Annotated in this window: 17 protein-coding genes; 9 read left to right on the top strand and 8 right to left on the bottom strand. The window is 70.6% G+C overall.

Translation table 11 applies throughout. The features are described 5' to 3' along the window. Positions 1-32 precede the first annotated feature (32 nt). The 5 genes from AB1634_04865 (at position 33) to AB1634_04845 (ending at position 5,472) form a co-directional block, all read left to right on the top strand. The gene (locus tag AB1634_04865) at positions 33-2,390 is read left to right on the top strand and encodes a hypothetical protein (GenBank protein MEW6218853.1); all 2,358 of its coding nucleotides are present in this window, start codon (positions 33-35) and stop codon (positions 2,388-2,390) included. Further along, complete coding sequence (locus AB1634_04860) at positions 2,390-2,710, top strand: J domain-containing protein (protein ID MEW6218852.1); 321 nt, start codon at positions 2,390-2,392, stop codon at positions 2,708-2,710. Before AB1634_04865 ends, AB1634_04860 begins: the two co-directional genes overlap by 1 nt. A gap of 4 nt (positions 2,711-2,714) precedes the next feature. Further along, entirely contained in the window at positions 2,715-3,392 is a 678-nt protein-coding gene (gene grpE / locus AB1634_04855) for a nucleotide exchange factor GrpE (protein MEW6218851.1), read from the top strand. A gap of 70 nt (positions 3,393-3,462) precedes the next feature. Continuing rightward, positions 3,463-5,220: an Hsp70 family protein gene (locus AB1634_04850; GenBank protein MEW6218850.1), complete on the top strand. Its 1,758-nt coding sequence runs from the start codon at positions 3,463-3,465 to the stop codon at positions 5,218-5,220. 9 nt (positions 5,221-5,229) lie between these two features. After that, positions 5,230-5,472 carry a hypothetical protein gene (locus tag AB1634_04845; GenBank protein MEW6218849.1) on the top strand — a complete coding sequence of 81 codons (243 nt, stop codon included), beginning with the start codon at positions 5,230-5,232 and terminating at the stop codon, positions 5,470-5,472. On the opposite strand, the gene AB1634_04840 is transcribed toward AB1634_04845, so the two are convergent. From AB1634_04840 to AB1634_04830, 3 genes are all read right to left on the bottom strand, one after another. Next, on the bottom strand, positions 5,448-6,593 hold the full coding sequence (locus AB1634_04840; GenBank protein ID MEW6218848.1) for a heterodisulfide reductase-related iron-sulfur binding cluster: 1,146 nt from the start codon (positions 6,591-6,593) through the stop codon (positions 5,448-5,450). The genes AB1634_04845 and AB1634_04840 overlap by 25 nt on opposite strands. A 4-nt stretch (positions 6,594-6,597) precedes the next feature. Beyond that, positions 6,598-7,026, bottom strand: a complete 429-nt coding sequence (locus AB1634_04835; protein ID MEW6218847.1) for a rhodanese-like domain-containing protein — start codon at positions 7,024-7,026, stop codon at positions 6,598-6,600. A 97-nt stretch (positions 7,027-7,123) separates the two neighbouring features. Continuing rightward, complete coding sequence (locus AB1634_04830; GenBank protein ID MEW6218846.1) at positions 7,124-8,002, bottom strand: prenyltransferase/squalene oxidase repeat-containing protein; 879 nt, start codon at positions 8,000-8,002, stop codon at positions 7,124-7,126. 148 nt (positions 8,003-8,150) lie between these two features. On the opposite strand from AB1634_04830, the gene AB1634_04825 reads away from it, so the two are divergent. Further along, positions 8,151-8,372 (top strand): ribbon-helix-helix protein, CopG family, encoded by a 222-nt coding sequence (locus AB1634_04825; GenBank protein MEW6218845.1) that lies wholly within the window; start codon positions 8,151-8,153, stop codon positions 8,370-8,372. Then, a complete protein-coding gene (locus AB1634_04820) occupies positions 8,350-8,604 on the top strand; it encodes a type II toxin-antitoxin system RelE/ParE family toxin (protein ID MEW6218844.1) in 255 nt (84 codons plus the stop codon). The genes AB1634_04825 and AB1634_04820 overlap by 23 nt, the downstream gene beginning before the upstream one ends. 7 nt (positions 8,605-8,611) lie before the next feature. On the opposite strand, the gene AB1634_04815 is transcribed toward AB1634_04820, so the two are convergent. Genes AB1634_04815 through purF form a run of 4 tightly spaced genes read right to left on the bottom strand, consistent with a single transcriptional unit; the run spans position 8,612 to position 14,916 of the window. After that, entirely contained in the window at positions 8,612-10,741 is a 2,130-nt protein-coding gene (locus tag AB1634_04815; GenBank protein MEW6218843.1) for an ABC transporter ATP-binding protein, read from the bottom strand. Continuing rightward, positions 10,728-12,473 carry an ABC transporter ATP-binding protein gene (locus tag AB1634_04810; protein ID MEW6218842.1) on the bottom strand — a complete coding sequence of 582 codons (1,746 nt, stop codon included), beginning with the start codon at positions 12,471-12,473 and terminating at the stop codon, positions 10,728-10,730. Before AB1634_04810 ends, AB1634_04815 begins: the two co-directional genes overlap by 14 nt. Before the next feature lie 23 nt (positions 12,474-12,496). Next, positions 12,497-13,489, bottom strand: a complete 993-nt coding sequence (locus tag AB1634_04805) for a KpsF/GutQ family sugar-phosphate isomerase (protein MEW6218841.1) — start codon at positions 13,487-13,489, stop codon at positions 12,497-12,499. An 8-nt stretch (positions 13,490-13,497) separates the two neighbouring features. Further along, complete coding sequence (gene purF / locus AB1634_04800; protein ID MEW6218840.1) at positions 13,498-14,916, bottom strand: amidophosphoribosyltransferase; 1,419 nt, start codon at positions 14,914-14,916, stop codon at positions 13,498-13,500. Positions 14,917-15,213: 297 nt separating this feature from the next. Here purF and AB1634_04795 point away from each other — a divergent pair, with 297 nt between their 5' ends. Further along, the gene (locus tag AB1634_04795; GenBank protein MEW6218839.1) at positions 15,214-15,771 is read left to right on the top strand and encodes a hypothetical protein; all 558 of its coding nucleotides are present in this window, start codon (positions 15,214-15,216) and stop codon (positions 15,769-15,771) included. Positions 15,772-15,859: 88 nt separating this feature from the next. Here the strand turns inward: AB1634_04795 and AB1634_04790 are convergent, their stop codons facing one another. Continuing rightward, a complete protein-coding gene (locus AB1634_04790; GenBank protein MEW6218838.1) occupies positions 15,860-17,443 on the bottom strand; it encodes a methylenetetrahydrofolate reductase C-terminal domain-containing protein in 1,584 nt (527 codons plus the stop codon). A gap of 156 nt (positions 17,444-17,599) precedes the next feature. On the opposite strand from AB1634_04790, the gene AB1634_04785 reads away from it, so the two are divergent. Beyond that, a partial coding sequence (locus tag AB1634_04785) for a DUF6600 domain-containing protein (GenBank protein MEW6218837.1) occupies positions 17,600-18,652 on the top strand: 1,053 nt, incomplete at its 3' end.

The raw sequence follows: 18,652 nt of genomic DNA, 5'->3' as shown, positions 1-18,652 counted from the left end.
CATTCCCTCTGGTCCTCCATCACACCGCCAGCATGAGCAGAAAGAAAGTCACCAGGACTGAAAAACGCCGCCCGCCGGCTGGGCAGTCCCTCCCTCCGGGAGAGGAGCTGCGGGAGGCGTTGTCCCGGCATCAGGCGGCCGGCCGGCTCCGAGAGGCCATCGACTGCTGCAAACAGCTCCTGCAGGCCGCTGCCCCCGGGATCTCCCGGGATACCCTGGCCGAGCTCTACCTGAGCCGCTCGGAGCAGCTGGCGCACAAGGGCCTGTACCGGGAGGCCGCAGCCCTGTGGGAAACCCGGCGCGAGCAGTGCGGCCGCGAGGATGGCCAGGAGCGCCTGATCGTCTGGCTGCTGCAGGCCGGCCAGCCGCAGCGTGCCATCAAGGCCTACCTCCGGCAGGACAACGGCTACCTCGGCAGCCCCGCTGGCCGGGCGGTCACCGGCTTCCTGGCGGTGCAGGTGCTGGCCGGCAACGGGGCAGTAGTCCGGGAGCTGCCCGCCGGCCATCTCCTGCTCCAGCACCTGCCCCCGGCGCGGGCGGCCCTGGCCGCTTACTGTGCCGGGGATCAGGCAGCCCTGGCCGCCAGCCTCGCCGCCATCCCCTTCCGCTCGCCGTACCGGGACCTCCGGCAGCTCCTCAGCGGGCTGCAGCGCCTGGAGGAGGACCGGTCCGCCGGCGTGCAGGCCCTGGCCGGGCTGGCATCGCCGAGCGCCTTCGGCCGTCTGGCCCAGCTGGTGGCGGCCCAGGAGCAACCGGTGGCGGCGCGTCTCGCCGGGCTGGCGGCCATCCCCGGGGAGGCGCAGGAGGTGGTGGCCGGCCTGTGGGGCCTGCCGCCGGCCACGTGGCCGTGCCTGCAGGGTCTTATCCGCCTGCAGGGCCTCCCGCCTTCCCCCCGGGAGCTGCTGAAGCTGGTGCTGAGCCACGGCGAGGTCCTGGGACCGGACCTCGGCCGGCGGCTCCTCCGGAGGATCCTTGCCCACGATCCGGCTGGCCTGGCCATGGTGCGCAAGCAGCAGGGTGGACTCGATCCCCTGCTCGAGCTCCGGGTGCAGGCCCTGGCCCTGGAGCTGGACCGGCATGCGGCGCCGGACGCCCTGGAGGAGGCCTGGCAGGAGGTGCTCGCGGCGGTGACCGAGGAGGCTGACCATTCCTGGCAGCCCCTTGCGGCCGCCATGATCCTGCGCCACTTGGCCGACCATGCGGACACCGATCCGGTTGGCGGCCGGGAACGGGCCTTCGACTACCGGGTGGAGAGCCTGGCCTTCGATCCCCTGGACAAGAAGACGTACCAGACGGTCATCGCGAATTGTGTTGCCGCCAACGACCTCCGGGAGGCCAACCGCTGGCTGGAGCGCGCCATCCGGCATCTGCCCGAGGACGGCGAGATCCGTCTGGCCGCCGCGGGCTTGGCTTTGCGCCGGGGCGCCTGCAGGAAGGCCGCTGGCTATGCCGCCGATGCCTTGGCCCGGGATCCCCTCAACCAGGAGGCGCGGGGCGTGCTCATCAACTCCCTCCTGGCCCAGGCCGTCAAGCAGGCGGCGGCCGGCAAGCCACAGCTGGCGGCCAAGGGGTTGGCACATGCCCTCAGGGAGGCCCGGACCGACGCCTTCCACGGCACGGTCATCCTGACCCAGGGCCTGCTGGAGCTGGTGCAGGGCCATGACCAGGAGGCCTGGGACCTCATGGCCCGGGGCTATCAGCTGCGGGGCGGCGGCATGGCCGCGGACCTCCGGACGCTGGTGACGGGGCGGGACATGGGCGTCACCAGACCGCGGCTCATCAAGATGCACCGCCGCTTGCTGGCCAGTTTCGGCCGCCCCTGGGACCGGCAGACCGTCCTGGATGCTCTGCCGCTGATCCGTCTTTACGAGACCCTGGCCGCGCCCCATCTGGCCTGGGGAATGGCCCAGCTGGAGGAGCGGCTGACAGCGGCGGCGGAGCTGCCCTTCTCCCCCGAAGAGCAGCAGCAGCTGTGCCAGACTCTCGCGGCCTGCCAGTGCTTCCGGGCCCTGGCGGCCCTGGTGGACAGGGCCAGGCAAAGCCAGCCGGAGGCGCCCATCCTGGTCTACTTCGAAAGCCTCTGCCGGTACCGGGGCAACAGCAAGCGCTTCCGGAAGGAAGCCGGCATGCGGGAGATCGACCGGCTCCTGGAGGCCCGAGCCGACGCCATATCGGCCAGCGACTGGCCCTGTGCCGAGCTGATCACCCAGTGGCTGGGACAGCTCGATTACCAGATGCACCAGCTGGAGATGCTCCTTGAGATGGACGATGACGACGAGAATGACTTCTTCCCCGACCTCCTGCCGCTCCCGCCTCCGGAAAGGAAGAAGCCCCGGGGCCAGGCCCCCAAGCCGCCCCGCCTCTTTGACGACGACGAGTGCCCGTTCTGATGATCGATCCCTACCTGCTTCTGGACGTCCCCGAGGACGCCGGCGATGACGCCGTACAGGAGGCCTATCTGCGCCGGGTGCGGCAATACCCGCCTGACCGGGCACCGGCAGAGTTTCAGGAGACCCGGGCCGCCTTTGAGCTGATCCGCAGCCAGCGGGAGCGCCTGCACCATGCCCTGTTCTGCACCGAGCTGCCGGGCCTGGCGGAGATCGCCCTGCCGCTCATGCGCCAGGCGAAGCCGGCACCCCGGCGGCCCGGGGAGGCGCAGCTCCTGAAGGTCCTGGCGGCCCTGGCCGTGCTGCCGAACCCGGAGGCCTGAGCCCATGAACGACCGGGAAAAAGAGGCGCTCCTGGCCTCCTTCGCCGCCTTCCTGGACGAGGCTCCCCCACCGGCGCCACCGGCCGCCGGCCAGGAGGACGACTACTCCCTCATGGCCCAGCTGGTGGCCCTCAAGACCGAGGTCAAGACCGAGGCCCGGCAGTTCCGGGAGGCCCTGGACCAGTTCCGGGATCTTCTGGCCACCCTGCAGGCCGGCCATGTTACCTTGGCTGCCGAGCTGGACCGGCGCCGGGCCGATGAGAAGAAGCGGGAGCGGGAGCTCCTGCGGCCGCTGCTCGTACAGCTCTTGGACCTTTATGACCGGCTGCAGGCAGGGCTTGCGGCCGCCGCCAAGTCCAGCCCCCGCCGCCGCTGGCTCGGCCTGGGCTGCCGCCGGGATCAGGCCCTCCAGGAGGCCATCCGGGAGGGCCAGGCCCTGACCCTCCGGCGCCTGGAGGATCTGCTCCACGAGCAGGGGGTCCGCCCCCTTCCCGCCGCTGGCCTGCCTCTGGATCCTCACACCATGCGGGTCACCGAGACCTGCGCCCGGCCGGACCTGCCGGACGGGGTGGTGGTGGCCGAGCTGCGCCGCGGCTTCCTCTGGGGCGATGCCCTGCTGCGGGCCGCGGAGGTGCAGGTCAATCGGGCCACCGCGGAACCTGAGACCGCGGCCAAGCCATGAGCCCCGGACCGCCTGTCCATCCCTTTCCCCCTGCCCCCGGGGACAGCGTATTCCCAAACGAGGCGACTTCATGAGCGAGACCATCATCGGCATCGACCTGGGCACCACCAATTCCGAAGTGGCCGTCGTGGAAAAGGGTCGGGTGACCGTCATCGGCGAAGGACCGGAGCGGCTGGTTCCGTCCGTGGTCAGCCTCGACGACCATGGCGGCATCCTGGTAGGCCGGCCGGCACGCAACCAGCTCGTGCTGTACCCGGAGCGGACGGTGCGCTCCATCAAGCGCCGGATGGGCGAAAGCACCACCGTCGCCTTCGGGGACCACCAGGCCTCACCCCAGGAGATCTCCGCCCTCATCCTCCGCCATCTCAAGGCCATGGCCGAGGAGTATCTGGGGCATGGGGTTGGGAAGGCGGTGATCACCGTACCGGCCTATTTCAACGACGCCCAGCGCCAGGCCACCCGGGAGGCCGGGGAGATCGCCGGCCTCGAGGTGGTGCGCATCATCAACGAGCCCACCGCGGCAGCCCTCTCCTATGAGGTGGGCCAGAAGGGGGCCCGGCGGATCCTGGTCTACGATCTCGGTGGCGGCACCTTCGATGTCTCGGTGGTGCGCATGGAGGCGGAGGTGGTGGAGGTGGTGGCCTCCCATGGCAACAACCATCTGGGCGGCGATGATTTCGACGACAAGCTCGTGGACCATGTGGTGGCCTTCCTCCAGGAAGAGCACGGCATCGATGCCCGCTCCTCCCGCCAGGCCATGGCCCGGATCGCCCGCGCCGCCGAGGAGGCCAAGTGCCGGCTTTCGGATCAGCCCTTTGCGGTGATCCGCGAGGAGTACCTGCTGGAAAAGGAAGGCCGGCCGGTGCACCTGTCCCTGGAGGTCGCCCGGGACGAGTACGAGGAGATGATTGCCTCCTTCATCGATGAGACCCTGGAGGCGGTGCACGTGGCCCTGCGCAGTGCCGGCCTGACCGTGCGGGACATCGACGAGGTGCTGCTGGTGGGCGGCTCCACCCGCACCCCCCTGGTACGCCGGCGGCTGGAGGAGGAGTTTGCTCGCCAGCCCCGGGGCGAGATCGACGCCGACCTCTGCGTGGCCATGGGCGCGGCCATCCAGGGGGCGATGATGGGCGGCGGTCCGGTGAGCGCGGTCCTGGTGGACATCACCCCGTACACCTTTGGCACCAGCGCCGTGGGCATGCTGGACGGCATGCCGAGCCTGGACGTCTATGTGCCCATCATCCGCAAGAACAGCCCGATTCCCGTCACCCGCAGCGAGGTCTTCTACACCATGCATCCGGGCCAGAAGGCGGTGGACGTCAGGATCTACCAGGGGGAGCGGACCCATGCCCTGGAGAACATCGAAATCGGTGCCTTCACGGTGACAGGTCTGGACTCCAGGGCCCCCGCGGGCAGTCCCATCGTGCTGCGGCTGCAGCTGGACACCGACGGCCTGCTCCATGTCGCGGCCCTGGAGAAGCACACCGGTCTGGAGCGGGCCATCGTCGTGGACAACGCCATCTCCCGCTTCGAAGAAGGCGAGATGGCGGCGGCCAAGGACCGGGTGCAGGCCCTGTTCGGCGGCGAGGCGGGGCCGGCCGCGGCGGGCGGCCGGCAGGAGCAGGGCGAGCGCCAGCACCGGGTCGTCCAGGCCCGGGCCCTGGCCGAAAAGGCAGAGCGGATGCTGGATCAGGCCAGCGCCGAGGACCGGGAGGACCTGGTCAACCTCATCGAAGAGGTCCGGGACGCCCTGGCCACCGAGGATGCCGAGCGCTTGCGCAAGGCCACCGAGGAGCTGGCCGATATCCTCTACTTCCTGGAGCAGTAGGAGGCAGGCATGGAGCGCTGCCCTGCGTGCCGGGCCCGCCGTCAGGGGGCCCTCTGTCCCCGGTGCGGCGCTGATCTGACCCCCCTTCTCCGGCTGGAGGAAGAGGCCAGGCGGCTGGAGGCGGCTGGGATCCAGCGCCTGGCTGCCGGCGACCGCCGGGCGGCCCGGGAGCTCCTGGCCCGCTCCCTGCGCTGCCAGCGCCGGCCCCTGGCCATGGCCCTGGCGGCCTATCTGCAACCGGCCCCCTGCTGAGCGCCCTGCGCCCGCCCCTCCCGGAAGACCGCCACCGGCAGCAGCCGTTCCAGGCGTTTCTTCAGGAGATAGCGGTTGAGGTAGGTCCACGGTGCCCGCCAGACCCGGGTCTTGCCGGCCATGGCCGCCTGGGGGTCAAGCATCAGGTCCACCAGGTGGCAGACGTCCACGGCGCCGCGCAGGGACTGCTCACAGCCGGCGCAGTAGGCCACCACCTTCCGGCCCTCTGCCTCCTGCCGCCGCTTGGCCGGCCAGCTGCCGGCCAGGGCTGGCGCGACGCAGCCCACCCCGCCCCCTTCGCCGCAGCAAACGGTACGTTCTCCGGTGTGGCGGCCCTCCGCCACCGTCAGCCCCAGGCCCTCCACCAGGTGGCGGGCCGCCGCCTGAACTCCGGGCTCGAAGCGGGCCACGCAGGAGTCCTGGATGGTGACCGTTCCCGACAAGGGCTGCTGGGCGAAGGAGCGGCCGGCGGCCAGCTCCTCGTACACGGTCCGCACCTGCAGCGGGGTGCCGTGGCTGCGAAAGACCGCCAGGCAGCTGGGGCAGGAGACCAGCACCTGCCGCACGCCGCTCGCCACCAGAAAGTCCCGCAGCTCGCCGAACATGGCCTGGAAATAGCGCTGGCGGCCCAGGTCGTGGGAAGGCTTGGTGCAGCAGTCCAGCACCACCCCCAGCCGGGGGTGCCAGGCCTGGAGGCGCTGGAAGAGGTGGAGAACCTGATGGGCGCGGCTGCCCGCCAGGCTGCAACCGGGGAAGAAGACGGTGTCGCAGCCGGCGGGGAGCCCGGTGTAGCTCAGAGAACGGGACAGCCCCCGGCGCTCGTAGGCCAGGAGCCGGCGGTAACGGGCCAGGGAATAGCCACGGCCGGCTGCCTCTTGACGCATGAACAGGAACATGGCGGCAGGATCCAGGCCCAGGGGACAGACCGCCCGGCACAGGCCGCAGAGGCTGCACTGGAAGGGCAGCTCCGGCGGGGCACCGCCCGGCCCGGCCGCGGTATCGGCGATCTGCCGGGGGGTGCCGTAGCGGGCCAGAAAGGCGCACTCCCGCTGGCAGAGGCGGCAGTCCCGGCAGTGGCTGCGGATCGCCGCCACCGGCGAGGAGGGATCGAGGTCCGCCATGGCCTCACCGCGCCACAGGCAGCCCGGCCTGCTTCCAGGCCTTGATGCCGCCCTCCAGGTTGTAGACCTCGGGATAGCCGCTGGCGGCCAGGTACTTGCCCACCGCCAGGCTGCGGCCCCCCACCGCGCAGATGAGCAGCACCGGCCGGCCCTTGGGGATCTCCGTCTTGCCCCGGGCCAGGTCCATGAAGGGCATGGAGACCGAGCCGGCGATCATGCCCTCCCCCAGCTCGTCCGGGCCGCGGACGTCCACGAGGAGCAGGTCCGGCCGCTCCTTCATGAGCTTCTGGGCCCGGCTGGGGGAGATGGCCTGATAGGCGGGGGCCGCGGCGGTGGCAGGGGCCGGCCCCGCCTCGTTCCTGGGGCGGGGAAGGAATGCGGCGGCGCTGAGCACGCCGGCGAAAAGCAGGACGAGGAAGACGGTCTTGCGCATGACAACCTCCGGAAGATGGTGGCAGAGGACGGCAAACTCTCGGTAAGACACCCGGCCGGCGCAAAAGGTTCGCAGAATCTGGGCGCAGGCGGGCAGGTCAGACCGGCAAAACGGGCGGCGGACTGGCGCCGCACAAGGCGGCGAGGGCCGCCAGGCCATGGGCGGTGGCGTCCAGGAAGGGGGCGGCATTGGCCCGCCGGCCGAAGCCGCCGGCCCGGGTCTGGCAGCTGGCCAGGAAGCGGACGGCGGCGTCCGGGTCCCGGGCCGGGGCGCCCAGCCGGCTCAACCCCCGCAGGCAAAACAGGCTGTGCTCGATGAAGGAGGTGGTGCCGGGAAAAAAGCCGAAGCCGCCATCCGGGCTCTGGCAGGCGGCAAACCAGGCAGCCAGCCGGCCGGTCCTGGCCGCCGGCAGCTCCTCGCCGGCCGCCGCCGCCACCTCGACCAGAAGCATCATTCCCCGGCAGGTCGGCCGGGACGGGGTCAGTCTCTGGAGCCACGCCGGACCGAGGGACTGCAGGGCCTCGCCCAGGCCCTCCGGCCCCAGGATCTGCCAGGCGTGATGCACGGCCTCCAGGCCCGGCTGCTGCCCCAGCTGCCGGCGGGCGGCGGCCTGGGCGTAACCGAGGTCCAGGTCGGCGGCCGCCAGGCGGCTGCTCGCCACCAGCTGGGCCATGGTGCGCAGGCCCAGCTCCCGGTGGCCGGCCATCCTGGCCAGAAAGGTCTGGAGCGCCTGATCCTGGCGGCAGGCGGCCAGATGCTCCCCCGGCGCCCCCAGATCGGCCAGGGCCCGAAAGGTAGCCAGGGCCTGGAAGGTATCCTCGACCGTAGCCGGCAGGCGGGGGGTGGCGCCAAAGCCGCCGCCGGCCTGCCGGCGCGCCTGGACAAAGGCCACCACCGCCGCCAAATCGATGCCCGCGGGCAGGGGCAGCGACGCGGCCAAGGCCTCCGGGGCGTCAAAACGGCCTTGGCGAGACATGCCAGGACGGTACCATCCATGGTCAGGCCGGTCAAGCGCTGCCCACACCAACGTCCCAGCTCTCCCGCTGCGCTGACCTGTGCTTGACTGGCAGCAGTGCCCCGCATACGATGTCAATGACATTCAATGGATTCCGAAGGAGGCAATCATGACTCAAGTCACCGCCCGCCTGCCAGATGAGGTGATCTCTGCCCTGGACCGGGCCGCCAGGAGCTTGCACCGGAGTCGCGCCGACATTGTCCGCATCGCCATCCAGAGCTACCTTGAGGATTTCGACGATCTGAGTGTCGCTATCGAGAGGTTGCGGGATCCCTCGGACGAGATCGTGAACTGGGACGAGGCCCGCCGTGCCCTACTCGCTGCACATTAAGCGCAGCGCTTTCAAAGAGATCGAGGCACTGCCCAAGCCCGAGCGCGAGCGCATTGTGGGGGCCATCGACGGGCTTGCCGGGAACCCGCATGTCGGCAAGCTCCTCAAGGGTGATCTGTCGGGCCTTCGCCGCATCCGTGTCGGCTCGTACCGTGTCGTCTACGAGATCAACGAAGGCGTGCTCCAGGTTCTCGTCGTACGGGTCGCCCACCGCAAGTATGCCTACCGGTAGAGGCAGGTCACGGCTGGCCACCCAGGCTGGCCGCCAGACCTTCCTGGAGAAGGGCCAGCTGCTGGTAGAGACCGGGCCGGGCCTTCAGCTCGTCGTGGCGGCCCTCCTGCACCAGCCGGCCCCGGTCCAGGACCAGAATCCGGTCCACCTGCCGCACCGTGGCCAGGCGGTGGGCGATGACCAGGGCGGTGCGGCCCCGGAGGATCCGCTCCATGGCCGCCTGGACCAGGGCCTCGGTCTCGGGATCGATGTTGGCGGTGGCCTCATCCAGGAGCACCACCTGGGGATCGTGGAGGATGAGGCGGGCAAAGGCCAGAAGCTGGCGCTGGCCGGCCGACAGGTCGCTGCCGCCGTGCTGGAGCACGGTATCCACCCCCTGGGGCAGGGCGGCGACGAACCGGTCGGCATGCACCGCGGCCAGCACCTGGCCAAGCTCCGCCTCCGGCACCTGCCGGCCCAGACAAATGTTCTCCCGCACCGTGCCGGCAAACAAAAAAACCTCCTGGAGCACCAGGCCGAGGCGGCGGCGCAAGGCCGCCTCCGGCAGCTGCCGGAGGTCGCTGCCGTCCAGGAGGATCGCCCCCTTCTGGACATCGTAGAACCGGGCCAGAAGGTGGGCTACCGTGGTCTTGCCGGCACCGGTGGGGCCCACCAGGGCCACCCTCTCCCCGGGGGCCACGGCAAAGGACAGGTCGTCGAGCACCGGCCGGGCCGGATCGTAGCCGAAGCCCACCCCGGCAAAGCGCAGCCCGCCACGACCAGGGACCGGCTCATGGCCGGCGGCCCCTGGCAGCGCCGTCCGCTCATCGAAGAGCGCAAACACCCGCTCCAGGGAAGCGGCGCCGCTCTGGAGCAGGTTGACCTTCTCGGCGATCTCCCGCACCGGCCGGTAGAACATGCGGATGTAGGCCATGAAGGCCACCATCGTCCCCAGGCTGAGCTGGTCGGCCAGCACCCCCAGGCCGCCCCGCCACAGGACCAGGGCGATCACCAGGTAGGTGACCCAGTCCACCAGGGGCAGGAAGATGGCGTTGACCGCGATCTGGCTCTGGCTGGCAGCGGCGTGCTCCCGGTTCACCGTGCTGAAGCGGTCCAAGAGGGCGGCCTCCTGGCGGAACAGCTGCACCACCCGCATGGCCGTCAGGCTCTCCTGGAGCAGGCCGTTCATGATGCCGATCTTGGCCCGCACCACCCGAAAGATGGCCAGGTTGCGGCGCTTGAAGAAGACGCCGAACAGGGCGAAGAACGGCAGGCTGGCCAGGCAGGCGCCGGCCAGCAGCGGATCCTTCGCCGCCAGCAGGATCAGAATGCCGGCCACCAGGAGAAGATCCTTGAACAGGGCCACGAACACGGCGGTGAACAGCTGGTCGAGGTTCTGGATGTCGTTGGTGACCCGGGTGACCAGGCGGCCCAGGGGCTGGCGGTCGAAGAAGGCGATGCCCTGGCCGGCCAGGTGGGCAAAAAGGGCCAGCCGCAGCCGGTGCATGGTCTTCTGGCTCACCGCCTCCAGCACATACGACTGGCCGAAGGAGGCGCCGAAGGCCAGGAGGAGCAGGCCGGTCAAGGCTGCGGCCAGAAGGGCCAGACCCCGGAGATCGTCCTGCCGCAGGCGCAGGCGATCGGCGGCCGGCAGATCCGCCAGGCGGTCCAGCTCACCGGCCAGACCCTGAGGGATCGGCCACAGGGTCTGGGGGTAGCGCCGGGCAAGATCCTGGGCCTCCGCCGTCTCCAGGGACACGGCCAGGAGGCGGCGGGGCTCGATGAGGCCGGCCGCCTCCAGCCGCTGCCGCTCCGGGGCGCCCACCGCGGTCAGGGCCGCGGCCGGCAGCAGGAAGCGACCGGGAACGGGCAGCGGCACCAGGGCCGGCCGGAGCGCTTCCACCACCCCGGCCAGCTCGGGGGGCACCGGCCGGTCGGCCCGCCATTCCCGGTCCACCCGGCCGAGATGGCGGTCGATGGCCACCCGGGTCACCTGGGGGATCAGGACCTCCAGGCCGGTGAAGGCGAGCATCAGGCCCAGGGCCAGGAGCATGGCGGCCAGAGACGGCTTGAGATAGGGCCACAGCCGCCCCAGGAGCTGCCACTCCGGGGCGCGTAGGGTGTAGCCCTCCTCCTCGTGGAGATCAGGGCTGTACATGCCGCGGCCCCCCCTGGTAGATCTGCCGGTAGAGCGGGCAGGAGGCGGCCAGCTCGGCGTGGCTGCCGGAGGCGACCTTGCGGCCAGCGTCCAGGACCACGATCTGGTCCGCCTGCTCGATGGCCGCCGGCCGGTGGGTGACGATGACAAAGGTCCGGCCCCGGGCCTGGGCCAGGATCCGGCGGGTGATGTGCTGCTCGGTCTCGGCATCCACCGCCGACAGGGCATCGTCCAGAACCAGCACCGGCGCTTTGGTCAGCAGGGCGCGGGCAATGGCCAGCCGCTGCTTCTGGCCGCCGGACAAGGTGATGCCCCGCTCGCCGATCCGGGTGTCGAGCCCGGCCGGCAGCCGCCGGACCTCCTCCAGGATCCCGGCCTCCTCCAGGACCGCCCAGAGGCCATCGTCGTCCGCCACCGGATCGCCGAAGGCCAGATTCTCCCGCACAGTACCGGAGAACAGCACCGTATCCTGAGGCACATAGCCGATCCGGGAGCGCAAGGCCGCCAGGGGCAGGTCCCGCAGATCCTGGCCATCCAGGAAGACCGCGCCCGCGGTGGGGTCGTAGAAGCGGGCCAGAAGATGGCAGACCGTGCTCTTGCCGGCGCCGGTGCGGCCGACCAGGGCGGTGATTCGACCCGCCGGCACGGTGATGGACAGGTCGTTCAGGGCCAGGGCCTCCCGGCCGGCATAGGCGAAGCTGACGTGCTCCAGGGTGATCGCCCCGGGGCCGGCAGCCGGCAACGCCCGCGCGGCCGCCGGCCGGTCGGCCAGGGTCGGCCGGGTCGAAAGGAGCACCTGCAGCCGGCCCAGGGAGGCCGAGCCCCGCTGCAACAGGCTCATGAGCCAGCCGGCCGCCATCATCGGCCAGGTCAAGAGGGCGAGATAGCCGGTGAAGGCGACGAAGTCCCCCAGGGAGATGCCGCCGGCCAGCACCAGACGGCCCCCCAGGAGGAGGACCAGGGCGGTGGACAGCTGGCTGAAGAAGCTCGCCAGGGGCATGAAGAAGGAGCTGAGCCGGGCCCGGCGCAGGTTGGCCGCCACCGAGCTGAGACTCACCGCGGCCAGCCGCTCCACCTCGGCCCCTTCCAGGCCGTAGGCCCGCACCATCCGGATCCCGGCCAGACTCTCCCGCACCCGCTCGGTGATGAGGGAAAAGGCCTCCTGGACCAGGCGATAGCTGCGGTGCAGCTGCCGGGTCAGGCTCTTGGCCAGGATGACCAGTGCCGGCATGGGCAGGACGGCGATGGCGGCCAGGGTGGGGCTGATGGCGATCATCATGGCCGTGGCGGCGGTGCCCATCAGGAGGGCATCCACCAGGGCGACCATGCCCATGCCCACCGCCATCCGCACCGACTCCAGGTCGTTCGTGGTGTGGGCCATGAGGTCGCCGGCCGAGGTCCGGTCGTAGAAGGCAGGGGAGAGGGTCAGGAAATGGGCGAAGAGCTGATCGCGGAGGGTCTGCTCCACCCGGCGGGCGTGGCCCAGGAGGCAGACCCGCCAGACATAGCGCAAAAGGCCGATGCCGGTGGCCAGCGCCATGACCGCCAGGCCGTGGAAGGCCAGCCGCTGCCCGGTGGCTTGACCTGCCGCCAGCTCGTCCACCGCCCGCTTCATCACCCAGGGCACCACCAGCTGCAGGCCGTCCACCAGCACCAGGGCCGCAAGGCCGGCGGCGATCATGGGCGCCCCGGCCCGGAAGGAGGGCAGAAGGAGGCGAAGCTCGTCGCGCATGGGAGGGGAGGCCGAGCCCGGCCTCAGACCAGGAAGCGGAATTCGCCCTTGCCCAGGAGATCCTGGAGGTGGAGGATGCCCGCCAGGCGGTCCAGGCCATCCACGACCGCCAGGATGGTGATCTCGTGGCGCTGCATGAGGCTGACGGCGTCGGCGGCCAGGAGATCCTGCTGGATGGTCTTGGGGGAGCGGGTCATGACCTCGGCCACCCGGGTCTGGCCAAGGTCGAGGCCGCCTGCCGGCTGCCCCAGGAGCAGGCGCCTCAGATCGCCGTCGGTGAGGATGCCCAGGACGCTGTCCCGCTGGCCGGTGACCAGCACAGCGCCCAGGTTCTTGCGGTTGAGCTCGGCGGCGGCCTCCCCCAAAGACACCTCGGGACCCACCCGGGGGATGGCGGGCCCGGTGAGCATCACCTCGGCCACCCCGACCTTGAGCCGTTCGCCCAGGCTGCCGCCGGGATGGTTACGGCGGAAGTCCCGGGCCTCGAAGCGCTTCTCGTTGATGAGCACCACGGCCAGGGCATCCCCCAGGGCCAGGGCCGCTGTGGTGCTGGCCGTGGGGGCCAGGCCCAGGGGGCAGGCCTCCCGGGGCACGGCCGCGCTGAGAACGATGTCGGCCTGGCGGCCCAGGGTGGAGTCGACACGACCGGTGAGGGCGATGATGGTGGTACCCCGCCGCTTGAGGGGGTCGAGGAGCCGGGTGAGCTCGGCGGTCTCGCCGCTGTACGAGATGGCGAGAACGACATCCGTGGCCCCTACCATGCCCAGATCCCCGTGCATGGCCTCCACCGGGTGCAGGAAGAAGGAGGGGGTGCCGGTGCTGTTGAGGGTGGCGGCGATCTTCTGGCCGATGATGCCGGACTTGCCGATGCCGGTGATGACCACCCGGCCGCTGGTGGCGAGCATGGCCTCCACCGCCCGGTCAAAGGCCGGCCCCACCTGCTCCACCAGGGCCAGAATGCCCTCGGCCTCGGTCTTCAGGACCTCCACGGCCTGCTGGCAGCGGGGGCTCGCCATGGGCAGACTCAGCGGCCGGCCTCGGGGTCCAGGATCAGCTTGTGGAAGGCCAGGTCCGGGGAGACCGGGTAGTCGCCGGTATAGCAGGCCAGACAGAAGCGGTCCCGGGGCAAGCCGGTGGCCTCCACCAGGCCGTCGAGGCTCAGGTAGTGCAGGCTGTCGAGGCCCAGGAAATCACGGATCTGAGGCACGGTCTTGGCCGAGGCCACCAGCTCGCCGCGGCTGGCGAAGTCGATGCCGTAGTAGCACGGATACTTGGTGGGCGGGCAGCTGATGAGCATGTGCACCTCGGCGACGCCGCCGGCCCGCAAGGAGCGGACCCGGCTGCGGCTGGTGGTGCCGCGGATGATGGAGTCGTCCACGATCACCACCTTCTTGCCCTGGAGCATGGGCCGCACCGGATTGAGCTTCACCCGGACCCCGAAATCCCGCATGGACTGGGACGGCTGGATGAAGGTCCGCCCCACGTAGTGGTTGCGGATCATGGCCAGCTCGAAGGGCATGCCGGAGGCCTGGGAGAAGCCGATGGCGGCGTAGATCCCGGAGTCCGGGAAAGGCATGACGAAATCGCCGGCCACCGGCGCCTCCCGGGCCAGGATCGCGCCCATGCGCTTGCGGGCCTGGTAGACATCCACCCCGAAGATCTGGCTGTCCGGCCGCGAAAAATAGACCAGCTCGAAGATGCAAAAGGTCTGCCGGCGGCGACCCATGGGGAAGGACGAGTGCAGGCCGTGCTGGTCGATGACCAGGACCTCGCCGGGCTCGACGTCCCGCAGGTACTGAGCCTCGGTAAGGTCCAGGGCGCAGGTCTCGGAGGCCACCACATAGCCGCCGCCGTTGATGAGGCCCAGGCACAACGGGCGAAAGCCCTGGGGATCCCGGATCGCCACCAGCCGGTCCCGGGTCATGATCAGGATGGAATAGGCCCCTTCCAGCCGCCGGAAGGTGGAGGCAATCGCCTGGTCCAGGCCCTCCTGCGCGGCCCGGGCAAGGAGATGCACCACCACCTCGCTGTCCGTGGTGGTCTGGAAGATGGAGCCCCCCCGCTCCAGCTCCTCCCGGAGCACCCGGGCATTGACCAGGTTGCCGTTGTGGGCGACGGCGAAGGTGTTGCCGCTGTGGGTGACGCAGAGAGGCTGGACGTTGGCGCTGGTGGAGGCGCCGGTGGTGGAATACCGGACATGGCCCATGGCCAGATTGCCGGCCAGATCCTCCAGGATCTTCTCGCTGAAGACCTTGGAGACCAGCCCCATGGCCCGGTGCTGGCGGATCTGGGTGCCGTCGCTGGTGACCATGCCCGCACTCTCCTGGCCACGATGCTGCAGGGAGTACAGGCCGAAGTAGGTGAGCTTGGCCGCTTCCGGATGGCCGAAGACCCCGAAGACGCCGCATTCCTCCCGCGGCCGGCCGTTCGTATGGCGAGACATTGTCGCTGCTCCTGGAGCCCCATGACGGCCCCCGGCAGGGGACCGGCCCCTTGTCCCCCCGGCGGCCGCCAGGCCAGAGGAAGCGTACTGCCTCGCCGGGCCTGGCCAAGGTCGCCGGTACCCCAAAAAAAGGGACTATACCCCACAGTCCGGGATTGGCAACCTTCTTTTCATACTTTCCCTGGCGTCCGGCCAGCCTCTGGCCGATACTATTAGCAGGGGCGATATGCGCCACGGCCTGGAAAAGGACCGAACCCTATCTGTCTTACCCGACTCTCGCCCCGGGAGGTCGCTTCCATGGAACAGCTGCACGAACAGCATCTGGCATCGGCTGCCGCCCTGTCAGCGGGCCATGTCCGCCTGGGCCAGGACCTGGTGAGCCTTTTCGGCCGGCGGGGCTGGAGCCTGTACGCCTGCCCGGAGCCGGTGGCCGGTCTCGACCACCTGCGCCGCATCGTCAAGACCGGCGCGGTGGAGATGGTCGCGCCCTTCCAGCGCTACATCCTTCTGCCCCACGTCCAGACCGATACCGATGCCGATGCCATCTTCGTCCTCCTGCAGCGGCTCATGGAGCAGGGCCGACTGCCCTGTTTCGTGGATCTCCACCCGGCGGACGACGATCACCCGACGCCGCAGGCGCGGCTCCGGGGCGTCTATCTCATCGATTCGGTGATCCTGGCCGGGGACCGGGTGCTCCTGCAGGTGGACGTGGACAGCATGCTCGCCATGGGCATGCCCATCCCCGATCAGGTGGCCGCCATGAGCCACCCGTGCATCGCCTTCGATGCCCTGGAGATGTACGAGAAGCTGGGTCAGGTCACCCTGTCCTCGCTGAGGATCCAAGCCCGGGCCTGATGGAAGGGCTCCGGCTTGGCGGCCGCCGGGAACAGGACGATGATACGGCATCAGCATCCCCTGATCCCCTCTCCGGCCTGCTGGCGGCTCACGGTGACTCCGGCCGAGGAGGATCCCGTCTTCCCTTTCCCGTCAGCCCCCCTCGCCCCTTGGCCGCATGGTCCCGGCCGGCGAAGAAGCTTACCCAGCTGGAGCTGTTGTTGAGGGACCAGTCCCGGGGCGGAATGAAGCCCGCCTCCAGCCGGCCCTCCTGGCCGATGGTCTTCAACCGTTCATAGACCCGCACGTACAGGCAGCGCTTGCGGCCGGGGTACACCTCGCACCAGCCGTCCCGGCTGCCGCCGCACGGCCCGTTGAGGATGTACTTGGCGCAGCCGGACTGGGGGCAGAGGAAGGCCAGTTCCGCCAGGGTGCAGTCGCCGCAGTTCTGGCACTCGAAGGCCAGGAGCTTGACCACGTGCTCGAAGCGGGCCAGCCAGGGGGCCAGCCGGGTCTCGGCCAGCCCCAGGCACAGCCGCCGCATGGGCGCGGTCAGGAGGCCCTGGCCGGTGAACAGGAGGTCGTGGGCCAGGCGGGCGGCGCGGAAGGCCAGCGGCGGCGCCCCGGGCCGGGGGCGGCAGGCCTGCACCGGCCGGTTGAGGCCGTCCGCCGGATCCCGCTCGTAGTACCAGAACGCCTCCTCCGGCCAGAAGAGCAGATCCGCCACCAGCTCCCGCCACCGGGGCGCCAGCCGCTCGGCCTCGTCCAGGAGAAAGGCCAGATCGGGAAAGGTGAGCCCCGGCCCGCCGATGTGCACGCCGTCGTAGCCCAGTCCCCGCAGAACCGCCGTGAGCTTGGCCGCGCGCCGGAGCCTTGCCTCTTTGCCCCGGTCCGGGGCCGCCGCTTCCGCCAGCATGGCCCGGTGCAGGCGGTCCGGGATGACGCAGCCCGGGATGGCGCCCCGGGCCATCAGCTCCATGACCTTGGGGTTGGGGACAAAGACATTGCCCAGAATCGGCAGATCCACGCCGTGCTGGCGCATGAACAGGAGCACCTCCTGGAGCTTGCGGGCATCGAATCCCACCTGGGTGATGGCATAATCGGCCCCGGCCGCCGCCTTCCGCAGGAGCTTGCCATACTGGGGCACCAGCTCGGCCTCCAGCATCTTGAAGGGCGACACCGCCACCCCCCGCACGAAGGCGGTGGCAGGCAGCCGGGCGGGCCGGCCAGCCTCCGAGACCGCCAGTCCCTCGTTCATCTGGGCCATGAGGTCCAAGGCCTGTACGGAATCGAGGTCGAAGACCGGCTTGGGGAAGCCCTCGTAGCCGGCCTTGGGATAGTCGCCGGTGATGACCAGCAGGTTGTGCAGTTTCGCCCGGTCCCAGGCAAAGAGCAGGCTCTCCATCTGGTTGCGATTCTTGTCCTTGCAGGAAACATGGATGATGACATCGAGCCCCAGACGCCTGATCTCGATGCCCAGCACCTCCGGGGACAGGGCCGGATGGCCACCGGCGTTCTCGGTGATAGACACCGCCCGGATACGGCCGTCCGCGGCGATTTGGCGGGCCAGCTCCAGGATCCTTGCCTGCTCCTTGCTGCGGGAGCCCCGGCTGGGCACCAGCTCGAAGGTGAGGGTGAATTCCTTGCGGTTCCGGAGCGAGCGGGCAAAAGGGGTGGCGCACTTCGTCTTCATGGCAGCACAAGCCTCCTGCCGGCATTGTAGCCGCATTCCCTACCGTCCCCAAGGTGAATCACCGTGCCCCCCCTGGCGGTGCTGCCCGGCCCGGGGGTATCCTGTGACCGTTGTCCTGCTGGTCCGCGGATGACCTGACTTGGCGAGGATGCCGGTGTGAAAAGGCGTGCGACAGCGAGGTGGTGGCTGGGCGTGGCCCTGCTGCTGGCCGGTCTGGCGGGGTGCGAGTCCCTGCCGGCGGGCAGCGGCGGTTACCAAGGTCCCACCTGGTACGGGCCAGGGGCCTTCGTGGGCCTGGATGTCTTCCACGATGCCCTGGCCCCCTACGGCACCTGGGTGGATCATTGGTCCTACGGCCGGGCCTGGTACCCGCGGGGGGTAGGACGGAGCTGGCGGCCGTACAGCCGGGGCCATTGGGAGCACACCCTGGACTACGGCTGGGTCTGGGTGGCGGACGAGCCCTGGGGCTGGGCGCCCTTCCACTACGGCCGCTGGGCGTGGGACTCCTGGTACGGCTGGATGTGGGTCCCCGGCCAGACCTGGGGGCCGGGGTGGGTGTGGTGGCGCCGGGGTGGCGGCTACGTGGCCTGGGCGCCCTTGCCGCCGGACGTGCTCTATCTGCCCGGCTCCGGCTACCGGGTGGACTCCTTTGACTGCGACCGGGATCTGTCCTGGGACAGCTGGGTGGCGGTGCCGGAGACCGCTCTGGCCTCGCCGGACCTGCCCAGCCAGGTGCTGCCCGCCGAGGGCAACCCGCCGGTCCTGGCGGTCACCACCAGTGTCACCGATCCGGTCGCCAGCGCCGAGCAGCCGAAGAACGACGCGGTGCCGGTGGCGGAGGTGGAAGACAAAGCCGGCCGGCCTGTGCCCCGGCGGCGGCTGCGGCCGGTGGCCTCCCCCACCGCCCAGCCCGGCGCCACCCCGGACGAGCTGGTCGTGGTGCAGCCGCCCCTGCCGCAACTGGGTCCTGGGGACGAGGCGCGGCTGCGGGACCTGGCGGAGCGCGTCGTCCGGGCCCGGGAGGCGGACCGCCAGGCCGGGGGCGAGCCGGATGGGCGGGCCTTGCGGCCAGAGGAGCGGCGGCCGCGGGTGGCACGGCGCTTCCTGGCCGCCCCGGAGGAGGCGGCTGACCAGGTGGTGGCACCCGGCGCCCCGCCGGCCCCGGATGCCGGCCAGCCGGCGGCACCGCCCCCTGCCCCGGCACTGCCG

The sequence above is a fragment of the Thermodesulfobacteriota bacterium genome (assembly GCA_040755095.1).
Taxonomy (GTDB): Bacteria; Desulfobacterota; Desulfobulbia; order Desulfobulbales; family JBFMBH01; genus JBFMBH01.
The sequence above is the reverse complement of the archived record's forward strand: the minus strand, read 5'-3'. Positions and strand labels throughout refer to the sequence as shown.

Coding starts and splice junctions, on each gene's coding strand:
- AB1634_04845 (MEW6218849.1), top strand. CDS start 5,230: ATGGAGCGCTGCCCTGCGTGCCGGGCCCGCCGTCAGGGGGCCCTCTGT.
- AB1634_04865 (MEW6218853.1), top strand. CDS start 33: ATGAGCAGAAAGAAAGTCACCAGGACTGAAAAACGCCGCCCGCCGGCT.
- AB1634_04835 (MEW6218847.1), bottom strand. CDS start 7,026: ATGCGCAAGACCGTCTTCCTCGTCCTGCTTTTCGCCGGCGTGCTCAGC.
- AB1634_04805 (MEW6218841.1), bottom strand. CDS start 13,489: ATGGCGAGCCCCCGCTGCCAGCAGGCCGTGGAGGTCCTGAAGACCGAG.
- AB1634_04790 (MEW6218838.1), bottom strand. CDS start 17,443: ATGAAGACGAAGTGCGCCACCCCTTTTGCCCGCTCGCTCCGGAACCGC.
- AB1634_04860 (MEW6218852.1), top strand. CDS start 2,390: ATGATCGATCCCTACCTGCTTCTGGACGTCCCCGAGGACGCCGGCGAT.
- grpE (MEW6218851.1), top strand. CDS start 2,715: ATGAACGACCGGGAAAAAGAGGCGCTCCTGGCCTCCTTCGCCGCCTTC.
- AB1634_04815 (MEW6218843.1), bottom strand. CDS start 10,741: ATGTACAGCCCTGATCTCCACGAGGAGGAGGGCTACACCCTACGCGCC.
- AB1634_04810 (MEW6218842.1), bottom strand. CDS start 12,473: ATGCGCGACGAGCTTCGCCTCCTTCTGCCCTCCTTCCGGGCCGGGGCG.
- AB1634_04840 (MEW6218848.1), bottom strand. CDS start 6,593: ATGGCGGACCTCGATCCCTCCTCGCCGGTGGCGGCGATCCGCAGCCAC.
- AB1634_04850 (MEW6218850.1), top strand. CDS start 3,463: ATGAGCGAGACCATCATCGGCATCGACCTGGGCACCACCAATTCCGAA.
- AB1634_04830 (MEW6218846.1), bottom strand. CDS start 8,002: ATGTCTCGCCAAGGCCGTTTTGACGCCCCGGAGGCCTTGGCCGCGTCG.
- AB1634_04795 (MEW6218839.1), top strand. CDS start 15,214: ATGGAACAGCTGCACGAACAGCATCTGGCATCGGCTGCCGCCCTGTCA.
- purF (MEW6218840.1), bottom strand. CDS start 14,916: ATGTCTCGCCATACGAACGGCCGGCCGCGGGAGGAATGCGGCGTCTTC.
- AB1634_04825 (MEW6218845.1), top strand. CDS start 8,151: ATGACTCAAGTCACCGCCCGCCTGCCAGATGAGGTGATCTCTGCCCTG.